Here is a 26,563-nt window from a genome sequence, read left to right as displayed (position 1 = left end):
TGGCCGAGAACGCTGTCGCTCAGTCGGCTCGCAGACCAAGGAAGTAGTCGCAGACCGCTGGGTCGAGCGTGAGGTCGGTCAAGTCTGAGATCCTCGCCAGCTGAGCGGCATCCAGCTCGTAGTCGCCGACGAACTCCTCGATCGCAATGTCGAGGATTTCGACGGCGGCATCGAGACCGATTCGGGTGACGTCGAAATCCTCGGACAGAGTCTCGGTCGTATTGTCGAAACCCATCAGAATGAGCTTCACTTCTCCACGCTCCTGCTCCGATCAGCTGGTTTGGTCTGGACGCCGGTCTCGGGATCGAATTCGCCGAGATGGCGCTTTCCGTCTTTGCTGTAGACCTCGACAGTCTTGTGCTGGTAGTCCCACTCGTAGATCTTGCCCTTGCCATCGACCCACCTGGGTCGCCGCCCTCCACCACCCTGCACCGGTGTCTTCGGCTTGGCGGTCTTCGCGTCCGGGAATGCCTTGAGACTGCCGGGTGCGGGTTCACGCATGACTTGTCGCCCGCCGCCCGGGTTCTTGCTGGCCATCGGTGTGACCATGTGCGCGCGAGCGTCACGGGTGGCGTCGATGACACCCAAACCTGTGAGTCCCGCGCCTGCGGCGATGACTCCAGCGGAGGCGATGTTGATCGGAACCCCTGCGACGGCACCGATACCCGTCAGATCGAGACCGGCTCCGAGGACTTCGCCACCGCCGCCGAGAATCATGGTCGCGACACCGGCTGCCGTGGTCGCCATGTCGATGCCCATTCGCAGCGGATCTTGTTGGATCGCATTGCCATAGGAAGCGACGATGTTGACCAGGTCGGCGGCCACGTTGTAGAGCACTATGCCGGCGTAGCGCGCCGCGCCCTCGGCAACCTGTTCGAGCGCAGCGACATCCGCGGCGACCAAGGTGGCGAGGGCGTCGGCTTCGGCCTTGAAATTGTGCAAGACCGTGCGTATGTCGTCGGCGACACCGTCGTGGCCACCGGTGAACAGGTGGACGACACCCTTCAACAGCGACGATGGCTTCGCGATCTTGGCGGCCAGATCCTTCAACGCCCGATGCACCGAGTCGAGGTGGTCGGCGTATTGATCGAGTTGGCCCGCAAGGGTTGTGCACGATGCCGCGGTATTGGTGAGCCAGTCTCGGAGCGCTGTTATCGCGGTACCGATCTGCTCGCCCTCGGTGATTTCCTGCATCGCTACGGCATTGGACGGACTGGTGAGACCAGCTGCGGCGCTGGTACATTCGGCGCTCATCGCGCGCCAGGCGGTAGCGGCCGCGCGCAGCTTGTCCTGGTGCCCGTTCGGGCACACGATGCCGACCAAGGATTCAATAGCCTTGGCGAAGAACGGTTCACCGCCACCGCCTTCGCTGGTCGGCGGGTACTTCACCGCGAGCGCCGGTGTCGGGAGCGGGAATTGGATGACGCAGGCGTTGCGGGAGTTGATGTCCGACGAGCTGTTGGCGTTGCCGTGATTGGCGCCGCATGCCTTGATCGCGTCGCCGATGCGAGCGGTGCCGTTGACGAGATTGGTCAGCGCGTCCATCAGCTGGCGGCCGGTCTTGTCCACGGCGTGGGCGAGCACGACCCCGGCAGGATCGTCACCACATATGCCACCACAGTCGGAGAGGCCGGTCTGCAGCGCCGACAGCTGAGTGGAGACGCCACCCGAGACGGTGATGAGTGCAGCGCCCGCCGCTGTCAGTGCATCCGGAGAAACGGTCGTGGTTGGGCTCATACGTCGAACATCCGGGTGTTCGCACTGGTCGCGTTGCCGTAGTTGCCGTGCGCGGCGCGGGCGGCAGCCTCCAGCTGCTTCAATCCTGTGTGTACCGCCCGGGCGGCATTGATCCACTCTCCGTGCGCATGGTCGTAGGCCGCAGCCGCCTCGCCGGTCCACGAAGGCTTCAATTGCTGTGCTCGAAGTTCGAGCTCGGTGAGGTGGTCGGTCAGGTATTCGGCAAAAGTGCGAATCCGGGTGGTCACCTGATCGATGTGATTCAGGTCGACCGAGTAGTCATTGCTGTTCACGGCAGCTCCAGCGCTTCCACGCCGCTGGCGACTGCGGTATCTGTGGCAGACAGGGCGTCCGCGGTGATACCGAGTTTCCCAGCCAGCTCTAACAGGGCTTCCCATGCTTCGACGGCTCCGGCGTGCACTTCGTTCCAGCCCGTGCCGTACGAGTCGGCCGCTACCCCGGTCCAGGAACTCCGCAGCCCTCGCACCTCCCTGTCGAGTGTCGCGGTCGCCTCCCGTAACTGTTCGGCGACCTGGTACGCGATCCGCCCGAAGACGCGCACATCCTCAGGCACGATCTCGAAATTCCCAGGACCAGCCGGTTCCGATCCAACCCCCATCACTTCCTCCATTCCCGCGCGGGCGAGCATAGCGCAACACGACAGCAATCATGCGTTGGTTGGTAGAGGGCGATCAGGTGAACATGTCGGCGGGTCGTTGGCGTGTTGATGAGGTCGTCGCGACCTGCGACTGAGCGCTGCGATCCTCAGAAGGGAGGTTCGTCCTCCAGCGTGCGGGATGTACCCGGCGATGCGCACACGAGGCACTCGTCCGCGCGGTTGCCGTGTCCACAGATCCGTTGCGGAGGAAAGTCGTCGCCATTGCGTGGCCGGCAAAAACCCTCGGGAGCATGGGTCTTCCAGAGGCGAAACGCGCAGTTGTAGCAGGTCACATGGAGATGCCAGACGGACGTGTCGTCGGTGACGACGTCCGCGATTTCCGGAATCAGGACTCGGCATACGGTATGGATCCGGTCGGTGCTGGCGTGGAGTTTCGTCGGTCGATCGAAGTCCACCCGCCGACCGTCGACAATAGGTAGTGAATGGCGGGTCCAGCCCACCACGACGAGAGCCTGTCCAGGAAGGATCGAGCCGAATCCCGATCGGTCTGGGGCAAAGGTCGGTCCCACAGTCGCTTCGGCGGCAGCAGCGTCGTAAAGCTCAGTGCGCCAGACATCTCCGTCGATGATGCGTTCGAGATAGGCTGCGGGCTTCTGAATTGTCTTGGGTACGAGCCCTTCGGCCCGCAACTGAGCCAATGTCCTGAGCCGCGAAGGCTCCCCGCCTCGAAATCCGGCCGACTCCTCACCCTGGGCCATGATCCACTCCCTCGATGCACCGCCAGCCAGTCCGCCCCTTGCCGGCTCACACCCTCAGTATGGCGGCGGCCTCACAGCCTGGCTGTCGAAGTGCATGAATGACTTAAGGATTCGAAGCCTCAGATTGTTCAAATTCCGTATCGGCGTTGGATATGGCGTGGCAATGCGAAGGGGTTCTGGTAGTCGGGGTCGTCCCACGGTTCTGGCGCGGGGGTCTTCGGTGGAATGGGCCCGCTGGCTGTGGTCGACACTGTGGTGTCCTGTTGCGTGGGTGTGGGGCTTGCTTCCTCTGCGATGAGGAAGCGGAGGATCGAGGAGACGGCAGGATCATCGGTGAGTGGTCGCCGATGATCGGCAACCTGCTCCTTGGCTTGATCGAGTGCCTGCGAGTGCGCGAAGACGATCGTCTTCGCGAGAGCCTGATCCGCGAGCTCCAGGCCGGTGATGCGGCCGTCGGCCGCCACTTCGATCCGAACTCCTGCGATCTTGATCGTGCCGCGGATCCGGTCGATGGCCTCTTGGGCACGGCGCGCCTTCTGCGCGATCTCCTCGAACCGGCGCTGTGCCGAGCCTGACACGTGGGACTCCTCGGGATGCTGGACGGCTGTCGCGTTTGAGGACTGCGTCGCTGGAGATCGCGGTCCGCGTCCCTGGTAGTTCGTTGCCGAGCGCCAGATTTCCGCATACGAATTTCCGCCTCATGCCGGGAGTCGTTCGTCGTCACGGATTTCGTCGGTCATTCGACGGACCTTCTCGGCGGTCCAGTGGCCGAGCCGATTCGCTTTCGCAGCGGGGGCGGGGAGAACCAGGAGGGCGCATCGGCTCGGGCGAGTAGGTCTCGCGCCTCCGGATGTCCGCGTACATATTCGAGGATCGCCAGCAGCTGGTTCTGCGCACACGCGAGCCGATGGACGGGGATGGCGAAGCGGGTCGCCGCGTCGGGGATGTCAACTGGCCGCCGCTCGACATAGATGACATCGAGTTCGCTTCGCGCCGTGCGGATCCGGCCCGGTTCCAGTGCGTCGATCGCATCCCAGTCGATGCGGGTGGGTCGCTGATCGGCGCGTGCCGGTGCAACCCATTCGATTCCTGCCGGACGCAGCGTCACGGTCGTCTTCGCGCGGAAGCTCATGACGAGATAGCTGGTGAGGCACACACCGAGCACGATCGCGAAGACCAGGGCGACCTTCGCGCCGCCGGAGCTGTCCTTGGACGCGGGTAGCAGCGTGCTGTCCTTGCCGGATTTCTGCCAGTCGAGCCACGCGCAAAACCCGTACACCACGAACCCTGCCAGGCCGACCGACAACGCGATCGACAGCCCGCGCATTTCGCGAAGGACCACGCCGCCGCTATCGAGGGCGCGAACACCGGGGGACAGCCGGTGGCCGACGAACCCCCAGCGGAAGACGAAGGTCGCCGCGATTCCGGCGAGGCCCGGCGCGCCGCCCAAGCCTCCGATCATGGCGATTGGTCCACCATGCTGATCGATGGTCATGATCAGCACGCCGATAGCGGCGATCAGGAATGCGAACGGAATCGCGGCAGCCAGAATTGTCCCGGCTACACCGGTCGTCGGCCATGTCTGCTTCCATTCCAATTCGGGAAAGGGTACCGAGTTCCGCGGTCCGTGCGCCGACTCCATTGTCACCACGCCCACTGTATGAGTTTCGGGATGAGATACCCGACGGCCGCGCCCACGGCGAGTCCCGCCACCGTGCCGACGACCGACCCGACCTCGGCGCCGACAATCGCACCCGCCTCGGCACCACCCGCCGCGCCTTCCACGGCGAACAGCGAGCTGGTCCACCCGGCCGCGGCGATTCCGGCCGCTGCCCCCCCGGATTCGCTCACGACCGCTTCGGTCGGGTTCATGTGGCTTTCGTTGATGTCATCGGCAATCGAGGGCAGGGTTCCGATCACGCTGCCGAAGAGTCCGAATCGGCTGAAGCCGACATCGACGCCTTTGATCTTCAAGGTCTCGACCCACTTCAGAAATCCGGGGTTGTCGGCCTGCCTGGCGGCTTCCTCCATGATTTGACGGGTGACTTCGGTCTTTCTGCCGATGATCGTGGCAGCGGTGATGCCCGGCCAGTCCGGCGCCCAGAACGAAGCGGGATTCGTGGCGATCTGATCCGACATCGAGTTCGGATCCGCCTGTTTGATCTTCTGGATGGCCGCTTGGATCGCCTGGTATGCCGATGCTGGCGCCATCCGCGAGATCTCGCCGTTGGCATCGGCAATTGCCTTGCCCCACTTGGAATCCGCGGCAAGCAAGGTGCTGAGGAGACCTGATAGTCGGGCGAGCTGAACGCCGGCGTCGGATGCCGCGTCCTTTACTCCGGTCACCGTCCAGTTGTAATCGACAGCGACCGGTGGATGCACGTACAGCTGGAAGATGGTCTTGATCTCGGAAAGCGGAAAGTCCATGTCCCGGTGGGCATTCGAGCATGCGGTCGCAAGGTCGTCGTATGCGGTCGCAATCGCCCGCATATCCGTGCGCTCACGATCAGCCTTGCCCTCGGCGGAGTCCTTGGCCTTGGCGGATTAGTCCGGGATGCTGTAGTGGGATTTGCAGCGGCCGCCGCCGGTTGCGACGGTGCACGGCTCGCCTTTTCGGTTGATCGCGCCGCATTGCAGGGCGGGGTCGTGGACGTGGCAGAGGCCGGAATCACCAGCCGGCACCGAGCAGGGTTTGCCCGTCTTGGTCACTGCACCACAGGGTTTCGCGGGGGTGGCGGATTTGGTGGAGGCGTTCGACGGTTGGCGGGGAGCTCGCGGCGCACGCTCGCCGGGCTGTTTGGCTGAACCGCCGCCTTCCTCGACCATGCCCCGCACCGCGAGGCGGTCAGCGCGCTCGTTCTCCGGATGTCCGGCGTGGCCCTTCACCCATTCCCATTCGACCTGGTGCTCGGAACACAAGGCGTGCAGCTGTTTCCATAGGTCCTCGTTCTTGACCGGCTCCTTGTTCTGGGTGAGCCAGCCGTTGGCCTGCCACTTCTTCACCCATGAGGTGATCCCATTGCGGACGTAGGTGCTGTCGGTGAAGATCCGCACCTGCGAACGTCGTTTGAGGCATTCGAGCGCTTGGATCGGTGCGGTCAGCTCCATCCGATTGTTTGTTGTCGGGCCGGGATCGCCGCCGAGGATCTCGCGTTCGTGGTCGCCGTGGCGCAGTATCGCTCCCCAACCGCCAGGTCCGGGATTCGGGCTGCATGCGCCGTCGGTGTAGATCTGGACCTCCATACCGCTCCTGCCTTTCGCCCGGTCCTGGTCCGCACCATTACATCTCACCCGGATGAGTCGGTGTCGTGGTGGTTGCCGAGTTGGCGACTCCGACAGGGGTGCGCTGTGCGGGAGGATCGGTCTGAGTCACCGTGGATACGGCCATCGCGACGAGGAGGTTGGCGGCCAGAGCGAAGAGGCCGCCGTTCACGCCGAGCAGGGGATCGTGGCCGGTGGCGTGGAGCAGGAGGACGACTGCTCCTCCGGTGACCAGGCCCGTGCCGACACCGAGGGCGGTTAGGCGACGCCAGTACAGGCCGAGGATTACTGCGGAGACGAGTTGGGCGATGCCCTCGTAGGACAGGACTGACAGGTTGACCAAGAGTTTCGGGTAGAGGAGGGCTCCGCCCAAGGCGATGACACCAACCAGGAGGCCGATCAGTTGGGAGCTGCGGCGCTGGCGGGAATCGGAGGCTGCGCCGCCGCGGAGGCCGCCGCCGAGGATGGTTCGGCCGCACAGGGTTCCGATGGCGATCAGGAAGACGCTCATGGGGACGATGGCGGACAGGGCGCCTGCGATGCCGATGAGGGCCACGATGGGGGCGGGGAGGGAGTCGGTGACGAGGGTGAACAGGGCCAGGTCGGGGTTCTTCAGGGCTGGTGCGGCGAACAGGGCGGCTGCGCCGATCATGATGGGGACCAGCAGGAGGATCTGATACCACGGCAGCAGGATCGAGTTGCGGCGCAGGGCGTTTGGGGACTTGGCGGAGAGGTAGCCCGCGACGGTGGTGGGGAAGACGCAGATGGTGATCGCGTTGAGGAGGATTGTCGAGACGAACCAGGAGGCGCCGAAGGTGCCGCCGCCTGTGCCGGGGAAGGTCAGCCATTGGGGTTTGTCGGTGACCAGGCGGTTGAGGAGGTCGGAGGGGCCGTTGAAGTAGTGCCATGGGATGTACACGGCGAGAAGGGCTATCGACAGGACGGCCAGGCTGTCTTTCAGGACGCTGACCCAGGCTGAGCCGCGCAGGCCCGAGGTCAGGATGAAGGTTTCCGCTACTACGAAGGAGATGATCGCGGCAGTCTTCAGGTTGATCGCGCCATAGGACATGGCATTGACCACCACGCCCATACCCTGGATCTGCAGCTGCACGTACGGCACCAGGAAAATCGTGCAGATCAATGCGACCGCGATGCCCAAAGGCCTTGAGCGAAACCTATGTTCGGCGATATCGGCGATCGACACCAGATGATGCCGGGCGCAGTACGTCCAGAGCGCGGGAGCCACTAGATACGCCACCGCCAGGCCGGTGCTCAGATATGCGATCAGGTAGAAGATCGGGATCCCGTACCGGTAGGACCAACCGGCCGCACCGAGAAACGAGAAGCTCGTATAGCTCTCACCCGCCATCAGAACCAGAACGAAGATCGTGCCGAGCCCGCGCTCGGTGATCGACCACTCCGACATCGAGCGAACCCGGCCGCGAGCGGAGAGGATGCCGATCGCCACCGTTGCGAGCATGGCGACGGCGAACAGTGAAACCGCCACGGTAGCTTGGCCGGTCATCGCGGGTCCTCGGCTTCGCCGTCGGACGACCGTGTGGAGTGGCCGGGTGGTTCGGATTCATTGGACGGTGTGGTCGACGCGGCGGGCGGCCAGGTAAGGCTGCCGGATGCGCCCGAGTGATCGTCGGCGGGCACGAATTCCGCTGTGCCCGAACGGTAGGCGGGGTCGAGGCGGGCGACCAGCCAGATGAGGGGGCCGACGAGGATCGTGACCACGATCAGGTATCCCACCAGGAATGGGATGCCAAGGATGCGCGGCTCGGTGCGGTTGGCCACGACCGGGGCGAGGCAGTAGAGCAGCCCGGGGAGTGCGAGCAGTAGCAACGCAGGGCCACGCTGTCGGAGCGACGGCCCGACGGTGGGCGGCGCGGATTCCGAATCGGACACGGGTCCTCCGGGTGGTCGCGGATCGCTGTCCTTGCGAACTATTCCATGCGAGTTGAGCCGGGCCGGGGTGCGGCACGCGGCGGTCGGTGGCAGCCCGGACACCCGGTAGGTTGCCGTACCCATTCGGAGACAAGGCCCGTCGGTGACGGAACTTGACGGCCAGAAGATTCGGCGGCGTCGGGTGGTGGCGTCAAGATTGTTGCTCTGACTGGGAGCGGGAGGGCGTCGCTGAAGCTGAGGGTGCCGGGTTGCTCGTTACCCCGGCGTGTTCTCGGCTTGATTCCGAGAGAAGCGGCGATGCACTGCAAGGATGGGTCCTTGGCCGCATCGTGCCGTTTGAGCATGATCCGATCCCGGTCGGTCGGAACTGTTTGGGCGCGTTGGGGATTCGTGAGGGTTCGCGGGAAGGTTGTCGGTGGGATGCTCTAACGTAGCGCGGTAACTGTCCGTCACGTCCGTGGAGCGGTATGGCTGCCTCGTTCGATCTGCATTCCGTCGCGGTGCTTGGTAGGGCCGTGGACCAACTGGTCATTTGGCGCGTGAATGTTGGAGCGGCGTTGGGGTTGTCGCGGCTATCGGGCGCTTGGGTGCTGGAGAGTTCGCGTCAAGCTGAGATCGCGAGCCTTGCGTTTGGACTGCCGATCGTGTTGGCAGGCGAGGAACAGGCTGCGCTCACCGGAGGGAGAGAACTGACCGCGGTAATCCCGATGGGTGAAAGTGGCTCAGCAATCGTTGATGTCGATGCCACGGTTGAGATCGTCTGTGCGGAAATCGAATCCGCCGATGCGCGCTTCACCGAGCAGGATGCGGCCGGTGGGAAGTTCATTCGCCCGCAGTGGCCGGTGATCGTGCCGCCCGGCGAGGTGGTGCTGACCCAGTCTCAGGTGGATGTGGTGGATGACCATATTCGGCCGGTGCTCACCCTGGCGCGGGCGCTCGCGGATCTGGCGGATGCGTGGGCGGCGTTCGAGTCGTTGCGCGTGGCTCGGGCTTTCCTGGTCGACCTGGGTGGTCCTGTCGCGCGGCCGTTGCCGCTTGCGGTGCGGTGAGTATGGCGGGACTTTCGTTCGCTGCCATTGATGTTGAGACCGCCAATTCCGCGCGGGGGAGTATTTGCTCGGTTGGGGTGACGGTCGTCCGGGATGGGGAGCGGACGGCCAGTGAGTCGTGGCTGTGTCGGCCGCCGGAGGGGCTCGAATTCTTCGCTTGGCACAACATTCGAGTTCACGGGATCTCGGCGGGCATGGTGGCCGGGCAGCCCGCGTTCGCGGAGCGGTGGCCCGAGGTTCTCGGGCTCGTCGGAGAGCTGCCGGTTATCGCCCACAATGCCGGGTTCGACAGCGGTGCGATTCGAGAAGCTTGTGCGCGCAGTGGAATTCACGCGCCTGCGTGGGACTTCAGCTGCACCTTGGTATTGGCTCGGCGTCATCTGGATCTGGAGAGTTACAAGCTGCCGAATGTGGCTGCCGCGCTTGGGATCGAGTTCACCAATCACCATGACGCGGGGGCCGATGCTGCCGCGGCTGCCGAGATCGTGCTTGCGCTCGCCACCCGCACCGGTGCCGAATCGCTTGCGGCACTGGATCGGATGGCTGCCACGCCGCGCCGAAGGGCCGAACGTGCGGCGGGCGCGATGTTGCGCGCCGAGGCTGGCACATCGCTTCGCGGTGGTCGTCGGAGAGATGAGGTGCCGGGGGCACGGCCGGCACCTCGGTCGCGCACCTATGAGCCTCGGTCACCGCGTCACGTGTCTTCGCCTGGCTCGGCTGAAGCCCAGTCACCCGGGCGGGCGGCCTCGCATGACTCTGCGCCTCGTCGATCCTGGTTCGGCCGTGAGGAATTGGTGCTTCCGGAGGTCACCGGCGGCGATCCGTCCCATCCGCTCTTCGGTGAGATCGTCGTATTCACAGGTGATCTCGCGGCGATGAATCGGCAACAGGCGTGGGATGCCATCGCGGGAAACGGCGCTACGCCCGCACGGAACGTCACCAGGCGGACGACGAAACTGGTGATCGGTGATGGCTTCCTTGGGTGTGATCCCGCCGCGTTCACGACGAGCAAGGCGCGACGCGTTGCTGAACTGCAAGCGCGGGGTCAGCGGATCGAGGTGATGGATGAGGCGACGTTCCTCGCTTGCCTCGGCAGGTCGGGCGACAGTGGCGTGCCTGGCATACAGACCTGATCCGGTCGCAGGGGATCGGGACGACATGCCCGGGCCGGTTGGGCGTAGAGCGGCCGTGTGAGAAGCGCTTTATTGCGCGGCCATGATCGGCTCGGTAAAGAGGATGAGGGGGTTGTTCGGATGAGTTTGAGGCGGATATGACGAGTACGCGTGGTGCGCGCAGTTTGTTGGCAGCGGCAATTTCCCTGGTTGCGGCCACTTTCTGCGTGATACCCGGTCTCGTGTCCGCTGCGGAACCGTTGAATTCCGATGTGGCTGCGGCGGCGGACGGCTCGCATATCGACCGCGTGAATCCCCGTGACGACCGCAGGTCTACGGTCTCGGTGTATTCGGCGGCCATGAACCGGACCGTCCAGTTGTCCGTCATTCGAGCCGCCGACAATTCCGTGCCCCGCCCGACGCTGTATCTGCTCAACGGTGCCGAGGACGGGATCGACCAGAACGGCGGCGAGGTCTCCTGGGAGACCCGCACCGATGTGCTCGATTTCCTTGCCGACCAGAACGTGAATGTGGTGAACGTCCTCGACGGCCGCTACACGTATTACACCGACTGGCAGTCCGACGACCCGGTGCTCGGGCGCAACAAGTGGACCACCTTCCTGACCCAGGAACTGCCGCCCCTCATGGACCAGTCCATGAACGCCTCCAGCCGCAATGCCATTGTCGGCGTATCGATGTCGGCGACTTCCGCGCTGTCCCTCGCCGAATCCGCGCCCGGCCTCTACCAGAGCGTCGGCTCGTTCAGCGGCTGCGCTCAAACCAGTACCGACCCGGGCCGTCGCTATTTGCAAGCTGTAGTGCTCTCCGGTGGCGGCTTCCCCTGGAACATCTGGGGACCCGACGACTCCCCGGCCTGGACCGCCAACGACCCCTCCACCCCCGCCAACCTCGAAAAACTCCGAGGCACCGACCTCCACATCGCCGCCGGAACGCGCGCGAATCCGGCGGCGGCGGGCGGCGGTCAGGTCGGCGCTTCGAGCACGGCACTGGAATCCACCGTCGAAACCTGCACTCGTGCACTGCAATCCAGCCTTGAGGACCAGAACATCCCGGCCACGTTCGACTACCTCCCCGGCGGCGGCCACAACTGGCCCTCCTGGCAGAGCGACTTCCACGCCGCCTGGCCCGGGATCGCCCGCAGCCTCGGTCTCTGAGCGGGACCGTTCGGCATCCGCGCAGATAGGAGCGGCCGACCCGGTCGCCGAACGGGAACCGATAAGCTGCTTCGGGTGACCGACGAGAAGCTGCTGCAGGGACCTATTCACGCTGTGCATGTCGAGTTGGGGGCCACCTTCGCTCCGTTCGGGGGGTGGGAGATGCCGGTTTCGTACGCCGGCACCGTGGGTGAGCACACGGCTGTGCGCACGACCGTCGGGCTGTTCGACGTCAGCCACCTCGGCAAGGCGACGGTCAAGGGCGCGGGCGCCGCGGCCTTCGTGAACTCGGCGCTCACCAACGATCTGAACCGGATTCGCCCCGGCAAGGCCCAGTACACGCTGTGCTGCACGCCCGAAGGCGGGGTCATCGACGACCTCATCGCCTACTACGTGAATGACGACGAGATCTTCCTCGTGCCGAACGCCGCGAACACCGCGACCGTGGTGGCCGAGCTGCAGAAGGTCGCCCCGGAGGGCATCATCATCACCGACGAGCATCGCGGCTACGCGGTCTTCGCCGTGCAGGGCCCGCGCTCGGCCGAGGTGCTCGCCAAGCTCGGTCTGCCGACCGACATGGAGTACATGGCCTACGAGGACGCCGAGTGGGACGGCCGCCCGGTTCGCGTGTGCCGCACCGGATACACCGGCGAGCACGGCTACGAATTGCTGCCCCGCTGGGACGATGCCGAAGCTGTCTTCCGCGCCCTGGTGACCGAGGTCCAGGCCGCCGGAGGCCAGCCCGCCGGTCTCGGCGCGCGCGACACCCTGCGCACCGAAATGGGCTACCCCCTGCACGGACACGAACTGTCCCTGGACATTTCGCCGCTGCAGGCCCGCACCGGCTGGGCCGTCGGCTGGAAGAAGCCCGAGTTCTGGGGCAAGTCGGCACTCGAAGCCGAGAAGGCCGCCGGTCCGCGCCGACTCCTGTTGGGCCTCAAGGCAATCGACAAGGGTGTCCTGCGTCAGGGCCAAACCGTCATGCGCGGTGACACCCCGGTCGGCGAAACCACCTCGGGCACCTTCTCGCCCAGCCTCAAGGTCGGCATCGCCCTCGCGCTCCTCGACACCTCCGCAGGCATCGAGCCCGGCGACGAGGTCGAGGTAGACGTCCGCGGCCGCCGCCTCCGCTGCGAGGTCATCAAGCCCCCCTTCGTCGAGACCCGCACTGCCTGAGGGTTATACGAGGCGTCAGGATCCACGAACACTGCCGACGAGCCACCGTGCTCGTCGGCAGCGTTCGTCGTTCAGCCGCACCAGGTGCCGACGACCGGGTTGTCCTGCTTGCAGGATGCGAGGTCGAGACCGGCGGGGCGCAGGGTGTTGTACATCTTGCTGAGTGTGTCGGAGGTCGGGGCTCCGTCGACGTCCTTGTCGGCGAAGATGACCATGACCACGAATTGACCGGCGTTGCCAGGGACCGCGACCGCGTGGACGATCGTGGTCGCGGGGTGGGAGCAGTCGTTGGGGCCTGGGGTGGACATCGTCGCGGTCACATGTGCGGCGGGTTTGCCCTGGACTGTGAGGGTTTCGACGCTGCTCAGCGTGAAGGTGGAATTGGGGCGGTCGTCACTGAGGCCGCCGACGGTCGCCCAGTTGGTGGCGACGTCCTTGGCCGCGGCGGCTGCGTCAGCCAGTTTGGAGCCGGTTACGCCTGCCATGGCTTTGGAGTGGTGGCCGTCGCAGGACTTGGGCTGGAGTTCGGCTGCGCCGCTCATCACCACGCGCTGGTTGCCGCTTTCGAAGCCGATGATGGTGGTGGGCGTCGGTATCGTCCAGTCCGTCGGGACGTCGTAGACCGCGTTGCGGGAGATGGAATACGCGGTCTGCCAGCCCGGCGTCACAGCGGCGATGTCGGATTTCGGTGCGGCGGTGGTCGTCGTGGTGGTCGGCGGGGGAGTGGTGCGGGTCGCCGTGTCCTGGAACCCGTATTGGTCCGCGGGCAGCGCGGTTCCGCTCACCGTGCGCGCGGGCATCATCGCCGCGACCACCAGGATCGCGACCAGACCCAGCACCACCACGGCGATCAGCGTGATCACCAGGGGCCGGGTGGAGCGAGGCTTCGGCGCAGCGTCTTGCGGATACACATCGCTCACCCTATCCAGGGGAGTGAACAGCGGCCGCTAGCGCATCGCGTGACCCGGGCGACAGGGGGATCCCGCACCCGCGTGTCGAGGGCGGCGAATTAGACTCCAGGTCATGACACTTGCCGCGCAGTTCACCCGTGTCCCGCATCCCGCGCCCGTAGCGGCGCAGCGGCGACAGGAGATTCTGGCGGAGCCCGGGTTCGGGCGCTTCTTCACCGATCACATGGTGTCGATGGACTACGTGGACGGACAGTGGACCAACGGCCGGGTCGAACCCTACGCGCCGCTGTCCATGGATCCGGCGACCATGGTCTTCCACTACGGCCAGGCCATCTTCGAGGGCCTGAAGGCGTACCGCCAGGCCGACGGCAGCATCGCCACCTTCCGGGTGGATGCCAACGCGGCGCGCTTCCAGCGGTCCGCGGCGCGCATGGCGATGGCGCAGCTACCCGAGGAACTGTTCATCGAATCCATTCGCCAGCTGCTCGAGGTGGACGCCGACTGGGTGCCCGCCGCCGGCGGTGAGGACGCGCTCTACCTGCGGCCCTTCATGTTCTCCACCGAGGTCGGCCTGGGCGTGAAGCCCGCCGCCGCCTACAAGTACCTGCTCCTCGGCGGCCCCGCGGGCGCGTATTTCCCGCGCGGGCTGAAGCCGGTCAAGGTGTGGCTGTCCACCGAGTTCGTGCGTGCGGCCCCCGGCGGCACCGGCGAGGCAAAGGTGGCGGGCAACTACGCCGCCTCCCTGCTCGCCCAGCAGCAGGCCTCGGAAAAGGGCTGCGACCAGGTCGTCTGGCTGGATGCCTGCGAGCACCGCTACGTCGAGGAGATGGGCACCAACAATCTCTTCTTCGTCTTCGGTAGCGGCTCCGACGCCCGCCTGGTGACGCCCGAACTGTCCGGTTCGCTGCTGCCGGGCATCACCCGCGACTCCCTCATCACCCTGGCCGCGGACGCCGGCTACAAGGTCGAGGAGCGCAAGATCTCCGTCGACGAATGGCGCAAGGGTGTCGAAACCGGTGAGATCACCGAGGTTTTCGGCTGCGGCACCGCCGCCGTCGTCATCCCCGTCGGCTCGGTCCGCTCGGCCGACGGCGAATTCACCATCGGCACCGGCGAACCCGGCGAGGTCACCATGGCCCTGCGCGACACCCTCACGGGCATCCAGCGCGGCACCTTCGGCGACAACCACGGCTGGCTGCGCACCCTGGCCTGACCGATCGCCACACGAACAACGCCCGCCCCCAACGTCTTCCGGGGGCGGGCGTTTTCGTATCCATCGAGTGGCACATGCTGGAGGGAGATTCGATGAATCGCCTCCAGGGTGTGCCACTCGACGATCAGCTGGGCATGAACATGTGCCACTGGTCGAGCGTTTGGGGGCGCATGACGTAGTTGTGGTCCTTGATGTGGGACAGCGTCGCGCTGGGCTCTTCCGAGTACCAGTGGCCCGGATAGACCGTCGGGTTGGACTTCAATTCCGCCAGATACCGCAGGCTGCGGAACATGGCGTCGGAGTCGCCGCCGGGGAAGTCGGTGCGGCCACAGCCGTCGACGAACAACGTGTCACCCGCGATCAGGCGGTCCTCGAACAGGAAGCACTGGCTGCCGGGGGTGTGGCCGGGGGTGTGCAGGAGCTCGATTTCGAAACTGCCGACCGCGACCTTGTCGCCGTGGGCGTGGCCGGTCAGCTCGCTGGGGGCGATGCCGGTGACGTTCGCGACCCACGGCAGTTCCTCGGCATTGACATGCACCGCGACATCGGTCTTTTCGAGCAGTTCTTTCACGCCGCGCAGCGTGAATCCCATCATGGTTCCGCCCACGTGATCGGGGTGGTGATGGGTGGCCAGGACTCCGGTCAGCCGCATCCCATCGGCCTCGGCCAGGTCGACGAGCTGCCCCGCCTCATACGCCGGGTCGACAACCACGCACTCGCCACTGTCCCGATCTCCGATCAGGTAGGCGAAGTTGCGCATCTGCGTGGCGATCGGATCGCCCACGGCCCAGTCGCGCCCGGCGAGCAACTGGCGGAAGTACAAACGGTCGGAGGCCATACCTCTCAGCGTATTGCGCACGATGCATTCGGTCGCAACCGGCAGGCCCATCGAGTGGTACGGCGATACGAAAAGTCCGCCCACCGAATCGAATCGGTGGGCGGCCGGAACCTTCAACTCAGCTGCGCCGAGTGACTGCTCAGCGCTTGGTGAGCAGCGGCTCGATTTCGGCGGTGGCTTCCGGGCCGTAGGCGTCGCGGAGGCGCTTGAGGGCGGTGTCGTGGTCGAGGGTCCAGTCTTGCGGGCCAACGGATTCCAGAACCAGGACGGCGATCAGCGAGCCCAGTTGGGCGGAACGCTCCAGCGACAGGCCCGCGGACTGGCCGGTGAGGAAGCCCGCGCGGAAGCCGTCGCCGACGCCGGTGGGGTCGAGCTTGGCGATGTCGGGGACCACGTCGACGTGCAGCTCGGTGCCGTCGCGGTCGACGATCTTCGCGCCCTTGGAGCCGAGGGTGGTGACGCGAATGCCCACGCGCTCACCGATTTCCGCCTCGGATAGGCCGGTCTTCTGGAGCAGGATGCCCCACTCGTACTCGTTGGAGAACAGGTAGTCCGCGCCGTCGATGAGGCGCAGGGCCGTTTCGCCGTCGATGAACGCCAGCTGCTGCGACGGGTCGGCGGCGAAGGGGATACCCGCGGTGCGGCACTGGTCGGTGTGGCGCAGCATCGCTTCGGGGTCGTCCGCGCCGATCAGTACCAACTCCAGCTCGCGATCGAGCTTGGTGATGTCGATGTCGCGGGCCTCGGCCATCGCGCCGGGATAGAAGGACGCGATCTGCGCCATGGTCTCGTCGGTGGTGCAGACGAAGCGGGCGGTGTGCAGATCGGTGGAGACGCGCACGGCCGAGCAGTCGACGCCGTTGTCCTCCAACCACTTCCGGTAGTCGCCGAAGTCCTGGCCGACCGCACCGACCAGCAGCGGATCGCGGCCCAGCACACCCATGGCGTAGCTGATGTTGCCAGCCACGCCGCCCTTGCGGATGACCAGATCATCGACGAGGAAGCTGAGCGAGACGTGATGCAACTGGTCGGCCAGCAGCACATCGGAGAACTTGCCCGGAAAACGCATGAGGTGATCGGTCGCGATGGACGCGGACACGGCGATGGTCACGGAATTCGATCCTTAGGTGACGAGCGCAGCGCACACCCATTGCGGGACGCCAACGCGGGGCCGGTGGTTAGGAGCGGCGAGCCGAAAAGGGCTCGCACTAAAGAAAATAACACCGTCCGATACGGATTAACCCGACTCACGAGTGCTTTCGAGCGTTGATCCGCCGAAAACTCTTCGCTGGACAGTGTCGGACACACGACAGCGCGGAACATCCGAGCGGATGTTCCGCGCTGCCGAGCGTTATCTCAGTTGAAGCTGTCGCCGCAGGCGCAGGAGCCGGTGGCGTTCGGGTTGTCGATGGTGAAGCCCTGCTTCTCGATGGTGTCGACGAAGTCGATCGAGGCACCCTGGATGTACGGGGCGCTCATGCGGTCGACGGCGAGCTTGACGCCGTTGAACTCCACGACCAGGTCGCCGTCGAGGCTGCGGTCGTCGAAGAAGAGCTGGTAGCGGAGGCCGGCACAGCCACCGGGCTGGACGGCGATGCGAAGGGCGAGATCGTCGCGGCCTTCCTGGTCCAGCAGCGCCTTGGCCTTGAGGGCGGCGGCTTCGGTCAGAGTCGCACCGTGAGTGGTGGTCTCGTTCTCAACAGTCATGAACTCTCCTAAGGGACCTGTTTTCAACCCGTGAAGGCGCACGGCTCGAAGCCTGTCAACACCTGTTCCCGGGAGACTATTCCCTATCTTACGCGGCGGGTATCCGCTGGAACGCCGAGGTATTGCGGTCGCTGGCAGATTGCTGGTGAGGTGTCCGACACAACAAACGGGCGGACCAGGATTTTCCGGCAGGTGTGTCATCGAATAGCCTGGTCGGCGTGAAGTTCCTGCGCCGTGGCGAGTCCACCCCCTCCGACAGCTCCAGCGTCGATACCGATGCCGCGGTGGCGGACAAGACCGTCACCCTCGGTAAGGGCCGACCGACCCCGAAGCGACGTGAGGCCGAGAGCCGCAAACGCGGTCCGGTCGCGCCCGCGCCGAAGACCGCCAAGGAGGCTCGCGCCCGCCGCAAGGCGATCCGCGGGACCCGGGCGGACCGCAAGGCGGATTCGGCCGAGCGTCGCGCCTCCGCGCAGGACCGCCGCGCTCGCATGCTCGCCGGTGAGGAGCAGTACCTGCTCCCGCGCGACAAGGGTCCGGTCAAGGGATACGTGCGTGACATCGTGGATGCGCGCCGCAATCTGCTGGGCCTGTTCATGCCGCTGGCGCTGGTGCTGATCGTCAGCATGATCCTCTCGCCCGCGCTGCAGGCGCTGGTGACGCTGGCCATGCTGGTGATGATGCTGTTCATGATCATCGAAGGCGTGGTGCTGGGCCGCATGGTGAACAAGCGGGTCCGGGAGCGTTACCCGGACACCGCGGATTCCTCGTTCTCGCTGGGCTGGTACGCCTTCGTGCGCGCCTCGCAGGTGCGCCGGATGCGTGCGCCGAAGCCGCGGGTGAGCGCGGGCGACGCGGTCTGACCGGTAGGGCCGTCCACGCTGACGGCCGGATGATTTTCTCTGAGGGGCGGCTTCGGCCGCCCCTCAGTTGTGTTCACGGTAGGTCGACATCGCGCGGATCTCGAGGGCGATGCGATCGCGGTCGCGGTCGATGCCATTGCTGGAACCGGCCAGGCCCCAGCTGTCCTCGCGGTGGAACGGGATGGCCCGGCCGGCCGCGGCGAGCAGGGCGGTGAATCGACGGAACATGGTGACTGCTTCGTGGGTGCCGGTCGCGGTGTGGAAGTGGCCGTGTCCGGAGGTGATGGCGGTCATGCGTGGGCCTCGCCCTCATCGATGGAATCGGTGGTGTCCCCGGCCATGAAGCCGAAGGTCAAAGTGCCGAGCGCCGCCATGGCGGATCCGGCTGCGACGATTGCGGAGAGTGCTTGCATGGCAGTAAGTTTTCTATAGAGAACATACCGCCAACAGTGGCAGTTCTGACATAGTTCGCAAATATTCGGCCAGATGGGATCGGAACATGCTCTCGAAGGTCGCCGTGGTCCTCAACGACCACCTCGCCATGTTCGAATTCGGCGTCGTCTGCGAGGTTTTCGGCCTCGACCGGACCGCCGACGGCTTGCCCGGCTTCGACTTCCGGGTCTGCGGAATCGAACCCGGGAAACCGCTGATCTCCAGCTCACCGGGCATCCAGGTGACACCGCAGTACGGGCTCGAGGAGCTGCGGGACGCGGATCTGGTTGCGGTACCGGCCTTTCCGATCTTCGCCGAGAACGCCATCGACCAGCGGATGATCGATGCGGTGCGGGACGCCTCCGATCGCGGGGCGACCGTGCTCACGGTGTGTTCGGGCGCGTTTCTCGCGGGGGAGGCCGGGCTGCTCGACGGGCGCAAGTGCACCACGCACTGGCGGTATGTCGATCTGCTGGCCGAGAAGTTCCCGCAGGCCACCGTCGACCCGGACGTGCTGTTCGTGGACGCGGGCAACCTCATCACCAGCGCGGGCACCGCGGCCGGGATCGACGCCTCGCTGCATCTGGTGCGGCGTGAGCTCGGCAGCTCCGTGGCCAATGCCATCGCGCGGCGCATGGTGGTGCCGCCGCAGCGCGACGGCGGGCAGCGGCAGTTCATCGAACGGCCCGTGGTGGATTGCGATTCCGACAGCCTCAGCGAAACTTTGCACTGGATGGGCGAACACCTGGAGATGCCGCACACGGTCGAATCGCTGGCCGCACGTTCGGCCATGTCGACTCGCACCTTCGCGCGCCGCTTCGCCGCGGAAACCGGGACGACGCCGGTGAAGTGGCTGACCGGGCAGCGGGTTCTGCTGGCCAAACAGCTGCTCGAGGACACCGATCTGGATCTCGAATCACTGGCGCACCGTTGTGGATTCGGCTCCGGAGCGTTGTTGCGGCATCACTTCCAGCGGCTGGTCGGCATCGCGCCCGTGGAATACCGTCGCCGGTTCGGGGTCAAGGTTTCCTGACCCGTACGATTCGCTGCCATGCGGTGGGGAGTGATGATCGCGGCGGTGCCGCTGGTGCTGCTGGTGGCCGGGACGACGGCCGGATGCAAGGATCCGCGCACTGCGGACGGGCGGTGCATCGTGGGCGGTGCGACGACGAATCACGACAAGGTTGTGGACTGTTCGAAGCAGCACGACGGGAAGATCGTGGCGAGCGTGAACCACGAATCGGACTGTCCGCAGGGCACGGACTGGTCGTTCACGTCCAGGGATCTGAAGGTTCAGTGCGTGCACAACGAGAAGAACTACTGACTTACGCCGCCCGGCGGTGCTCGATCGCCGTGCCTACTCGGCCGGAGCACAGGTGCAATTGATACCGTGCTGACGTGTCGCACACTGCTCAGACAACCGATCGGCCGTTGCGGACCCTGGTGCTCGGTGGCGCCCGGTCCGGGAAGTCGGCTTTCGCGGAACAGCTGGTCGCGTCGGAGGCGGTGCGATACATCGCCACCGCGATCGCCGACCCCGCCGATACCGACTTCGCCGAACGCATTGCGGCGCACCGGGCCCGGCGACCCGCGGACTGGACGATCGTGGAGGGCGACCCCGTCGCCGCCCTCGCCGAGACCGCGAATTCGGCTACCGCGCCCGCGAGCTCTGACACCGCACCCGCCGCTTCGGGCACCACGCCCGCGACCCTCGTCGACGACCTCGGCACCTGGCTGACCGCCCGCCTGGATGCCCGCGCCGCCTGGGAATCCCCGCGCGGCACCGTCACCCCCGACATCGAAGCTCTGGTCTCGGCTGTGTCGGGCTACGGGCACCGCCTGATCCTGGTCAGCCCCGAGGTCGGCCTGGGAGTCATCCCGGCCACCGTCTCCGGCCGCCTGTTCCGCGACGAGATCGGCACCCTCAACCAGCGCCTCGCTGCCGTCTGCGACGAGGTCTTCCTGGTCATCGCGGGCCAGGCCGTCCGCGTCAAGCCGGACCGCGCAACCGCTTCGGCCGCCGCCCTCTCCGATGCCGCGGCTACGACCACTTCGGCAGCTGCTGCGGATCAGGCTGCGGTTCAAGCGACTTCGGTGAGCGCTACGGGTGCCGCCGCCGGTAGCACGGCGGCCGCGGGTGGTGCCGTTGCCCTCGACGGCGTTGCGGATGCGACGGCCGGTGCGGCGACGACTGCCAACTCGGACGCGGTTGGCGATGCCAGCCGTATCGGAGCCCCTGCGGGCGTTGCGGATTCGGCGGCAGGGGCGGGAACAGCTGCGGCCGCCGCCAGCGTGAGCGTGGTGGCCGAGCAGGTTGAATCGGACGCGGCGGAATCGGCTGCTGTTGCGGGTGCTGCGGATTCGGCAGACGCCGGTGTGGCGGAGAAGCCGTTGTTGACGAAGCCTGCGCGGATTTCGTTCGGGACGGTGCCGGGGCCGGATGCGGTGGTGCGGGCCGCGGCTGAGGCTCGGCAGTTGCAGTTGACCAAGCCTGGTGGGGCGTTGGGGCGGTTGGAGAAGTTGGCCAACTGGGTGGCGGCCTGTCAGGGGGTGTGTCCGCCTAAGCAGTTCGAGCGGGCTCGGGTGGTGGTGTTCGCCGGTGATCATGGTGTTGCGCAGCATGGGGTTTCGGCGTATCCGAGTGAGGTGACCGGGCAGATGGTCGCCAACTTCCTGCACGGTGGCGCGGCGGTGAATGTGCTGGCGCGGCTTGCGGATGCGACCGTGCGGGTGGAGGACATCGCGGTGGCGGGGGATACCTCGCCGGAGATCTCGCGGCACAAGGTGCGGCGGTCCAGCGGGTCCATCGATCGCGAGGATGCGCTCAGTGAGGCCGAGGTGCAGGCGGCACTGACCGCCGGAGCCACCATCGCCGACGAGGAAATCGATTCCGGCGCAGACCTTCTCATCGCCGGTGACATGGGCATCGGCAATACGACGCCCGCCACGGTCCTGATCGCGGCCATCACGGACACCGAGCCGGTGATCGCGGTCGGCCGCGGCACCGGCGTCGACGACGCGGGCTGGATCCGCAAGACCGCCGCCATCCGCGACGCCATGTGGCGCGCCCGCCCCGTCGTCAAGGACCCGGTTGCCTTGCTGCGCACCGCATCCGGCGCAGACTTCGCCGCCATGGCAGGCTTCCTGGCCCGCGCCGCCGCTCGCCGCACCCCCGTCATCCTCGACGGCGTCGTGGTCACCGCCGCCGCCCTCGTCGCCGACCAACTCTCCCCGGGCGCCCGCGCCTGGTGGGTCGCGGGCCACCGCTCCAGCGAGCCCTCCCACACCATCGCCCTGCAACGACTCGACCTGGAACCGCTCGTCGACATGGGCATGCGCCTGGGCGAAGGTTCCGGCGCAGTCACCGCCCTCCCCCTCCTCCGGGCAGCGGTGGCCACCCTCGCAGAAATGGCCACCTTCGCCGAAGCCGGAGTCAGCACCGCCGACGCCGAAACCCCCGGTGCCTGACCTGCCGCCGATCGCGCCATCACACCTCGCAGTGCGAGATGTGATGGCGCGCTGCCATGTCGAGCAGTCTCAGCGGGACGCCGCATGAACGGGGTGCGGCTGGCGGTTTCGTGGCTGACGGTGTTGCCGGTGCGGGGACCGGATGAGGTGGATCGGGGGGTGGCCGGGCGGGCGATCGCGTGGGCACCACTCGTTGGCGTGCTGCTCGGGGGCGGGGCCGCCGGATTGATGTGGGGGCTCGGGGAATTGGGGGCCTCGGGGCTGCTGGCTGGGTTCGTTGCCGTGGCTGGGTTGGCGTTGATTACGCGGGGGATGCATATCGACGGGCTTGCGGACACGATGGATGGGCTTGGGAGTTATGGGCCGCCGGAGCGGGCTCGGGAGATTATGAAGAGTGGTGGGGCGGGGCCGTTCGGGGTGGCGGCGCTGGTTTTCGCCATTGCGGTACAGGCGGTTTCGTTTGCCGCGCTCGCCGGAGCGGGTCGGTGGGCGGCGGTGGTTCTTGCGGTGGCAGTGGGGCGGGTCGCGGTGGTGGGGGCCTGTCGACGGGGGATCGAGGCCGCGCCGGGAGCCGGATTCGGTGCGCTGGTGGCAGGCACCCAGGGGAATGCCGTTGCGCTGGTCTGGGCCGTGATCGCCGGTGTGGCTTCGGTATTCGTGACGGGGAACGTCTGGCAGGGTCCGGTGGCGGTGGTCCTGGCGCTGGCCGCGTCGATGCTGATGGTCCGGCACTGCGTGCGACGGTTCGGCGGGCTGAACGGCGATGTGCTCGGTGCCGTACTGGAATTGAGCGTCACGATCGCCGCGGTCGTGCTGTCGCTGGCACGCTGAGCGGCTGTCACCGGATCGGCTTGCGTCGGTCGAGGGGCGTGGATGCGTCGTCGACCCGGGGTGGGTGGAGGTGGCCGGTGACCACCCGCCCTGGCGTGTGGCATGGATCACTCGATCCGGTGGAAACGGCGGGGCGGGTGGCGGCCAGAAGGAGGGAGAGGCGCGAGTGCGTCGTGCCGCCGCTGTCGAAGGAGAACATCGTGGGTCGGATGCGAACGGGTGTTGTGATGGCCGGGATCGCCGGATCGATCATCGCTGGTACGGCTGTGGCATCGGCGGATGCGCCTGCGCCGGATACCACTCTCATCGTCATACCTGGCGGGCCGCAGGTGCGGCCGTCGACGATCTATCTGACGCCCGCGGACGCCGGGGATATCGTCACCGGGATCAAGTGGCTGTACTGGGGTACGGACAATGCTGTCGGGTACGGCACCGAGACGGTCAAGACCTGTGAGCCCAGCTGTGCGGCCGGTGGGTCGAACAGCATGCCGGTGGTGATCACGCTGAGCGATCCGAAGATTTTCTGGGGTCGCGGCGGGCGGTCGTTCACGCGGGCGACGGTCTATGGTTTCACCGGTAGCCACAGTGTTGCGCTCAGATAGGCGCGAGCACACCGGTACTCAGGATCCCCGAGCCAGGAGGCGCAGGTGCATGTTCCGGAATCGGAGCATGACTTCTTCGCGGCGGTGTTCGACGCCCACTATCGGCGCATCTCGGCTTATGCCCGCCGCCGGGTCGAGCCGGCGGTGGCCGATGACATTGCCGCGGAGACGTTTCTGCGCGTCTGGCGCAAGCTCGACGAGGTGCCGCGCGACGACTTCCCGGCCGGAGCCCTGCCCTGGATCTACGGCGTCGCACGGCACGTGCTGCTGGAATCCGCGCGTGGTGACCGTCGCCGGGATGCCCTCGCGGATCGGGTCGCCGCCGTGGATCCGCCACGCGCCGTGCACAATCCGGCCAGCGAGGATGCCATCGTGGTGGGCCGCGCTCTGCGCGAGCTGCCGCCGCTCGACCAGGAGATCCTGCGCCTGCACGCCTGGGAGGATCTCGACGCCGCCGCCATCGCCGCGGTCCTGGGCTGCGCCGTGACCACCGCCCGCGTCCGCCTGCACCGCGCACGCAAACGCCTCGCCGAGCAGTTGCGCGAGTCCGACCGGTTGAAGGAGACATCGTGACCGACCCCGAACACGACGCCCTCGACCGCCTCCGCCGCGCCAACCCCCTCGCCGCCACCAACCGGGACGGCATCGCCGATCGAAACATCGACGCCGATCGTGACGCCGGGGGCGACCGCAGCACTGGGAGCGAGTGGGATGACGAGGCCGACCGCGAACGTGCCGCAGCGGTTTTCGCGCGCATCGTCGCGGAGCCTCGTGGAGATACGACCTCGGGCGGCGATGAGCTCGCCCGGCGTCGGGGATTGCGGTCGCCCCGGGTGCTCGGGCTGGCGGCGGCTGCCGTTGTGGTGATAGCGGTGGCGTCGGCGCTGTTGGTGGTGCCGAATCTGTTCCGGGACAACACCGCGACCGCGTCGGCGGCCGAGTTGTTGCGGGGAGCGGCGTCTGCGGCTGTCAGCAATCCCGCTGGCTTTCAGCACATTCCGGCGCAGGCTTCGGCGTTTCAGCAGGTGTTGCATCGGACGACCTACAGCGGGCCCGGGTACAGCTACAGCATTGATACGACCGTGCGGACTCAGGTGCGGGCCGGGGGGCAGGCGTCGGTTGAAACGGCTACGGGAGCACCGCAGTTCGCTGATGAGGCGGGGCGGCAGGCGTGGGAGCGGGCGGGGAGTCCGGCGTTAACCGGGCCTACGCGGGGGATGTATGCGGTGGCTCAGCCGTTGGTTTATCACCTTGGTGGGCAGAACTTGACTTGGACGCAGGTGGAGGCGTTGCCGGAGGACACTGCCGCGCTTGCGGCCGCAATCACCGCCGCGGCACCGCATCAGTCGGTGTATCGGTCTGCGGTGCAGCTGTTGCAGGCCCCGGCGGTACCTGCCGGATTGCAAGCCGCGTTGTATCGGGTGCTCGCCGAACGGCCCGATCTCACCGCCACGGAAAATGCTGGGGCGGTGAGTATTTCCCGGGCGGGTGAGCCGACCTTCACCTTTGATCGCGCCACCGGTCAGCTGCTGCGCGTCGATCGCACGGCTCCCAGTGATCCGAGCACCGTCATCCAATCGGCGGGCCTGACTCCTTGCGTGGCACCGCCGTCCGCTCCCGCACCCGACGAGATCTATATCGGGTGTGCCACCGGCGCATACATTCTCGACAAACTGAAGTGGACGGGCTGGGGTGAGGATCAAGCCACTGCCACTGGCACCGCGGGTGTGCGTGACTGCACGCCCAATTGCGCGGCGGGGCCGACCACCGTCACTCCCGTGGACGTGACCGTGAGTCAACCGCAGGTCTGCGGATACAACCTGCGCATCTACACCCGCGTGGACATGCGCTACCCGCAGCCGGTGAAGGGTTTGGTCAACGGCGGCACGGGGCCGGATCACTCCGGTACCGCCGACTGGTGGAACCTGGCCTGTCCCAAGGGCTGACGCTCCGACCCGGCATGTCTCCGGCGGCGCGCCGTGGCCGTAGCAGAATGGTTGCCGACGCAAATCCGACCGACCAGTGGTTGCGAATACCTCATGATCGCCTCTGCCCTGGCCCGGAAATGGAGTCGCGCAATGCTCGGAGTTCTGTCGCAGCTGGGTGTGCTCGTGCTGTTCGCGGTGGTCGCGGTGGGGGTGTTCCTGATCGGGGATCGGTTGCGGCCGAAATCCTGGCAGCACGGGGACGATTCGGGGGCCGGGCACATGATGCTCGACATGGTCAATATGTTCTTCGCGGCCATCGTGGCGTTCGTGGTGGTGATCCTGTGGCAGCAGTACGACACCTCCCACGACCACACGGTGTCGGAGGGCAAGGCGCTGGTGAGCGTCTACGAGACCGCCAATGACATGCCCGCGCAGAACCGGACGCAGATCCAGGGGCTGGTGAAGGACTACACCAAGCAGGTCATCGGCGAGGAATGGCAGGTGATGGACAAGCAGCGGCACCTCAGCTCCGACACCCAGGCCACCCTCGACGAGCTGCGCGAGGCGGTATCGGCGGCCCCGACCGCCGACGCGGATGCCAAAGCGACCCAGGACAAGGCGATGACCGGGGTCGACGCCGTCACCGAGGCGCGGTACGACCGCGGCCTGGACGCGGGCTACCGGCTGCCCAGCTTCCTCTACATCGCGCTGTGGTTCGCCACCGTGATGCTGTTGTTCGGCACCGTGTTCTCGGGCGTCGTGGTGAGCAAGAAGAGCGTCGTCATGACCGGCCTGTTCGGGGTGGTGCTGGGCGCGGTGATCGTCGCCATCTATCAACTGGATCAACCGTTCTCGGGCGGCAACCACGTCTCCAAGGACGCCTACGAGCTGGCCCTGTCACGGTTCGAGCACATCACCACCGCCGAACCGGCGACCGGCGCCAACCCGCGCTGAGCGATCGACCATCCGCAC

30 protein-coding genes and 1 pseudogene are annotated in these 26,563 nt (G+C 66.5%); 14 read left to right on the top strand and 17 right to left on the bottom strand.

Going from position 1 to position 26,563, the window contains the following annotated elements:
• Positions 1-19: 19 nt before the first annotated feature.
• The 11 genes and pseudogenes from ACYVN4_RS38140 to ACYVN4_RS38090 all read right to left on the bottom strand — a co-directional run bounded on the left by ACYVN4_RS38140 (position 20) and on the right by ACYVN4_RS38090 (position 8,286).
• Positions 20-250: a DUF7683 domain-containing protein gene (locus ACYVN4_RS38140; RefSeq protein ID WP_460727863.1), complete on the bottom strand. Its 231-nt coding sequence runs from the start codon at positions 248-250 to the stop codon at positions 20-22.
• Entirely contained in the window at positions 247-1,737 is a 1,491-nt protein-coding gene (locus ACYVN4_RS38135; RefSeq protein WP_460727861.1) for a colicin E3/pyocin S6 family cytotoxin, read from the bottom strand. Before ACYVN4_RS38135 ends, ACYVN4_RS38140 begins: the two co-directional genes overlap by 4 nt.
• Positions 1,734-2,030 (bottom strand): WXG100 family type VII secretion target, encoded by a 297-nt coding sequence (locus ACYVN4_RS38130; protein WP_379363983.1) that lies wholly within the window; start codon positions 2,028-2,030, stop codon positions 1,734-1,736. Before ACYVN4_RS38130 ends, ACYVN4_RS38135 begins: the two co-directional genes overlap by 4 nt.
• Positions 2,027-2,386, bottom strand: a complete 360-nt coding sequence (locus ACYVN4_RS38125; RefSeq protein WP_460727859.1) for a WXG100 family type VII secretion target — start codon at positions 2,384-2,386, stop codon at positions 2,027-2,029. The genes ACYVN4_RS38130 and ACYVN4_RS38125 overlap by 4 nt, the downstream gene beginning before the upstream one ends.
• 116 nt (positions 2,387-2,502) lie before the next feature.
• Entirely contained in the window at positions 2,503-3,114 is a 612-nt protein-coding gene (locus ACYVN4_RS38120; protein WP_460727857.1) for a hypothetical protein, read from the bottom strand.
• 128 nt (positions 3,115-3,242) lie between these two features.
• On the bottom strand, positions 3,243-3,692 hold the full coding sequence (locus tag ACYVN4_RS38115) for a hypothetical protein (RefSeq protein WP_460727855.1): 450 nt from the start codon (positions 3,690-3,692) through the stop codon (positions 3,243-3,245).
• A 158-nt stretch (positions 3,693-3,850) separates the two neighbouring features.
• Positions 3,851-4,711 (bottom strand): hypothetical protein, encoded by an 861-nt coding sequence (locus ACYVN4_RS38110; protein ID WP_460727853.1) that lies wholly within the window; start codon positions 4,709-4,711, stop codon positions 3,851-3,853.
• A gap of 47 nt (positions 4,712-4,758) precedes the next feature.
• Positions 4,759-5,541 carry a hypothetical protein gene (locus ACYVN4_RS38105; protein ID WP_460727851.1) on the bottom strand — a complete coding sequence of 261 codons (783 nt, stop codon included), beginning with the start codon at positions 5,539-5,541 and terminating at the stop codon, positions 4,759-4,761.
• A 360-nt stretch (positions 5,542-5,901) separates the two neighbouring features.
• A pseudogene (rnhA, locus tag ACYVN4_RS38100) lies at positions 5,902-6,357 on the bottom strand (ribonuclease HI); the annotation flags it as partial.
• A 37-nt stretch (positions 6,358-6,394) separates the two neighbouring features.
• Positions 6,395-7,900, bottom strand: a complete 1,506-nt coding sequence (locus tag ACYVN4_RS38095) for a sodium:solute symporter family protein (RefSeq protein WP_460727848.1) — start codon at positions 7,898-7,900, stop codon at positions 6,395-6,397.
• Positions 7,897-8,286 (bottom strand): hypothetical protein, encoded by a 390-nt coding sequence (locus ACYVN4_RS38090; RefSeq protein ID WP_460727846.1) that lies wholly within the window; start codon positions 8,284-8,286, stop codon positions 7,897-7,899. The genes ACYVN4_RS38095 and ACYVN4_RS38090 overlap by 4 nt, the downstream gene beginning before the upstream one ends.
• A 467-nt stretch (positions 8,287-8,753) precedes the next feature.
• Here ACYVN4_RS38090 and ACYVN4_RS38085 point away from each other — a divergent pair, with 467 nt between their 5' ends.
• The 4 genes from ACYVN4_RS38085 (at position 8,754) to gcvT (ending at position 12,798) form a co-directional block, all read left to right on the top strand.
• Positions 8,754-9,335 (top strand): hypothetical protein, encoded by a 582-nt coding sequence (locus tag ACYVN4_RS38085; RefSeq protein ID WP_460727844.1) that lies wholly within the window; start codon positions 8,754-8,756, stop codon positions 9,333-9,335.
• Between the two features lie 2 nt (positions 9,336-9,337).
• Positions 9,338-10,468, top strand: coding sequence for a 3'-5' exonuclease (locus tag ACYVN4_RS38080; RefSeq protein WP_460727842.1), 1,131 nt, complete (start codon positions 9,338-9,340; stop codon positions 10,466-10,468).
• Between the two features lie 221 nt (positions 10,469-10,689).
• Positions 10,690-11,622, top strand: coding sequence for an alpha/beta hydrolase (locus ACYVN4_RS38075; protein WP_460727840.1), 933 nt, complete (start codon positions 10,690-10,692; stop codon positions 11,620-11,622).
• A 75-nt stretch (positions 11,623-11,697) separates the two neighbouring features.
• Positions 11,698-12,798 carry a glycine cleavage system aminomethyltransferase GcvT gene (gene gcvT / locus ACYVN4_RS38070; protein ID WP_460727838.1) on the top strand — a complete coding sequence of 367 codons (1,101 nt, stop codon included), beginning with the start codon at positions 11,698-11,700 and terminating at the stop codon, positions 12,796-12,798.
• Between the two features lie 71 nt (positions 12,799-12,869).
• On the opposite strand, the gene ACYVN4_RS38065 is transcribed toward gcvT, so the two are convergent.
• On the bottom strand, positions 12,870-13,718 hold the full coding sequence (locus ACYVN4_RS38065; protein WP_460727836.1) for a hypothetical protein: 849 nt from the start codon (positions 13,716-13,718) through the stop codon (positions 12,870-12,872).
• Between the two features lie 103 nt (positions 13,719-13,821).
• On the opposite strand from ACYVN4_RS38065, the gene ACYVN4_RS38060 reads away from it, so the two are divergent.
• Positions 13,822-14,922: a branched-chain amino acid aminotransferase gene (locus tag ACYVN4_RS38060; RefSeq protein ID WP_460727834.1), complete on the top strand. Its 1,101-nt coding sequence runs from the start codon at positions 13,822-13,824 to the stop codon at positions 14,920-14,922.
• 124 nt (positions 14,923-15,046) lie between these two features.
• On the opposite strand, the gene ACYVN4_RS38055 is transcribed toward ACYVN4_RS38060, so the two are convergent.
• From ACYVN4_RS38055 to ACYVN4_RS38045, 3 genes are all read right to left on the bottom strand, one after another.
• Entirely contained in the window at positions 15,047-15,760 is a 714-nt protein-coding gene (locus ACYVN4_RS38055) for an MBL fold metallo-hydrolase (RefSeq protein WP_379364009.1), read from the bottom strand.
• A gap of 139 nt (positions 15,761-15,899) precedes the next feature.
• On the bottom strand, positions 15,900-16,871 hold the full coding sequence (locus ACYVN4_RS38050; RefSeq protein ID WP_460727832.1) for a carbohydrate kinase family protein: 972 nt from the start codon (positions 16,869-16,871) through the stop codon (positions 15,900-15,902).
• A gap of 245 nt (positions 16,872-17,116) precedes the next feature.
• A complete protein-coding gene (locus ACYVN4_RS38045; RefSeq protein ID WP_379364013.1) occupies positions 17,117-17,467 on the bottom strand; it encodes a HesB/IscA family protein in 351 nt (116 codons plus the stop codon).
• Between the two features lie 218 nt (positions 17,468-17,685).
• On the opposite strand from ACYVN4_RS38045, the gene ACYVN4_RS38040 reads away from it, so the two are divergent.
• Entirely contained in the window at positions 17,686-18,330 is a 645-nt protein-coding gene (locus ACYVN4_RS38040; protein WP_460727950.1) for a DUF3043 domain-containing protein, read from the top strand.
• Positions 18,331-18,393: 63 nt separating this feature from the next.
• On the opposite strand, the gene ACYVN4_RS38035 is transcribed toward ACYVN4_RS38040, so the two are convergent.
• Positions 18,394-18,624, bottom strand: coding sequence for a hypothetical protein (locus tag ACYVN4_RS38035; RefSeq protein WP_460727830.1), 231 nt, complete (start codon positions 18,622-18,624; stop codon positions 18,394-18,396).
• Positions 18,621-18,743 (bottom strand): hypothetical protein, encoded by a 123-nt coding sequence (locus ACYVN4_RS38030; RefSeq protein WP_460727828.1) that lies wholly within the window; start codon positions 18,741-18,743, stop codon positions 18,621-18,623. The genes ACYVN4_RS38035 and ACYVN4_RS38030 overlap by 4 nt, the downstream gene beginning before the upstream one ends.
• An 86-nt stretch (positions 18,744-18,829) precedes the next feature.
• Here ACYVN4_RS38030 and ACYVN4_RS38025 point away from each other — a divergent pair, with 86 nt between their 5' ends.
• From ACYVN4_RS38025 to ACYVN4_RS37990, 8 genes are all read left to right on the top strand, one after another.
• Positions 18,830-19,795, top strand: a complete 966-nt coding sequence (locus tag ACYVN4_RS38025; RefSeq protein ID WP_460727826.1) for a helix-turn-helix domain-containing protein — start codon at positions 18,830-18,832, stop codon at positions 19,793-19,795.
• Between the two features lie 18 nt (positions 19,796-19,813).
• Positions 19,814-20,086 carry a hypothetical protein gene (locus ACYVN4_RS38020; protein ID WP_460727824.1) on the top strand — a complete coding sequence of 91 codons (273 nt, stop codon included), beginning with the start codon at positions 19,814-19,816 and terminating at the stop codon, positions 20,084-20,086.
• A 74-nt stretch (positions 20,087-20,160) separates the two neighbouring features.
• Positions 20,161-22,230 (top strand): nicotinate-nucleotide--dimethylbenzimidazole phosphoribosyltransferase, encoded by a 2,070-nt coding sequence (gene cobT, locus ACYVN4_RS38015; RefSeq protein ID WP_460727822.1) that lies wholly within the window; start codon positions 20,161-20,163, stop codon positions 22,228-22,230.
• An 84-nt stretch (positions 22,231-22,314) separates the two neighbouring features.
• Entirely contained in the window at positions 22,315-23,061 is a 747-nt protein-coding gene (locus ACYVN4_RS38010) for an adenosylcobinamide-GDP ribazoletransferase (protein ID WP_460727820.1), read from the top strand.
• A gap of 77 nt (positions 23,062-23,138) precedes the next feature.
• Positions 23,139-23,663, top strand: coding sequence for a hypothetical protein (locus ACYVN4_RS38005; RefSeq protein WP_460727818.1), 525 nt, complete (start codon positions 23,139-23,141; stop codon positions 23,661-23,663).
• A gap of 45 nt (positions 23,664-23,708) precedes the next feature.
• A complete protein-coding gene (locus ACYVN4_RS38000; protein ID WP_460727816.1) occupies positions 23,709-24,236 on the top strand; it encodes an RNA polymerase sigma factor in 528 nt (175 codons plus the stop codon).
• On the top strand, positions 24,233-25,609 hold the full coding sequence (locus ACYVN4_RS37995; RefSeq protein ID WP_460727814.1) for a hypothetical protein: 1,377 nt from the start codon (positions 24,233-24,235) through the stop codon (positions 25,607-25,609). Before ACYVN4_RS38000 ends, ACYVN4_RS37995 begins: the two co-directional genes overlap by 4 nt.
• A 132-nt stretch (positions 25,610-25,741) precedes the next feature.
• Positions 25,742-26,545: a bestrophin-like domain gene (locus ACYVN4_RS37990; RefSeq protein ID WP_460727812.1), complete on the top strand. Its 804-nt coding sequence runs from the start codon at positions 25,742-25,744 to the stop codon at positions 26,543-26,545.
• The last annotated feature ends 18 nt before the right edge of the window (positions 26,546-26,563 follow it).

This window comes from Nocardia heshunensis (genome assembly GCF_054782115.1).
Note: the sequence above shows the minus strand (reverse complement) of the source record. Positions and strands in the feature narration are given on the sequence as shown.

Bases quoted from the DNA above. Each gene is read 5' to 3' on its own strand.
- ACYVN4_RS38020 (WP_460727824.1), top strand. From the start codon at position 19,814: ATGCGGTGGGGAGTGATGATCGCGGCGGTGCCGCTGGTGCTGCTGGTG.
- ACYVN4_RS38125 (WP_460727859.1), bottom strand. From the start codon at position 2,386: ATGCTCGCCCGCGCGGGAATGGAGGAAGTGATGGGGGTTGGATCGGAA.
- ACYVN4_RS38010 (WP_460727820.1), top strand. From the start codon at position 22,315: ATGAACGGGGTGCGGCTGGCGGTTTCGTGGCTGACGGTGTTGCCGGTG.
- ACYVN4_RS38055 (WP_379364009.1), bottom strand. From the start codon at position 15,760: ATGGCCTCCGACCGTTTGTACTTCCGCCAGTTGCTCGCCGGGCGCGAC.
- ACYVN4_RS38105 (WP_460727851.1), bottom strand. From the start codon at position 5,541: ATGGACTTTCCGCTTTCCGAGATCAAGACCATCTTCCAGCTGTACGTG.
- ACYVN4_RS38080 (WP_460727842.1), top strand. From the start codon at position 9,338: ATGGCGGGACTTTCGTTCGCTGCCATTGATGTTGAGACCGCCAATTCC.
- ACYVN4_RS38060 (WP_460727834.1), top strand. From the start codon at position 13,822: ATGACACTTGCCGCGCAGTTCACCCGTGTCCCGCATCCCGCGCCCGTA.
- ACYVN4_RS38025 (WP_460727826.1), top strand. From the start codon at position 18,830: ATGCTCTCGAAGGTCGCCGTGGTCCTCAACGACCACCTCGCCATGTTC.
- ACYVN4_RS37990 (WP_460727812.1), top strand. From the start codon at position 25,742: ATGCTCGGAGTTCTGTCGCAGCTGGGTGTGCTCGTGCTGTTCGCGGTG.
- ACYVN4_RS38135 (WP_460727861.1), bottom strand. From the start codon at position 1,737: ATGAGCCCAACCACGACCGTTTCTCCGGATGCACTGACAGCGGCGGGC.
- ACYVN4_RS38030 (WP_460727828.1), bottom strand. From the start codon at position 18,743: ATGCAAGCACTCTCCGCAATCGTCGCAGCCGGATCCGCCATGGCGGCG.
- ACYVN4_RS38085 (WP_460727844.1), top strand. From the start codon at position 8,754: ATGGCTGCCTCGTTCGATCTGCATTCCGTCGCGGTGCTTGGTAGGGCC.
- ACYVN4_RS38035 (WP_460727830.1), bottom strand. From the start codon at position 18,624: ATGACCGCCATCACCTCCGGACACGGCCACTTCCACACCGCGACCGGC.
- ACYVN4_RS38045 (WP_379364013.1), bottom strand. From the start codon at position 17,467: ATGACTGTTGAGAACGAGACCACCACTCACGGTGCGACTCTGACCGAA.
- ACYVN4_RS38095 (WP_460727848.1), bottom strand. From the start codon at position 7,900: ATGACCGGCCAAGCTACCGTGGCGGTTTCACTGTTCGCCGTCGCCATG.
- ACYVN4_RS38120 (WP_460727857.1), bottom strand. From the start codon at position 3,114: ATGGCCCAGGGTGAGGAGTCGGCCGGATTTCGAGGCGGGGAGCCTTCG.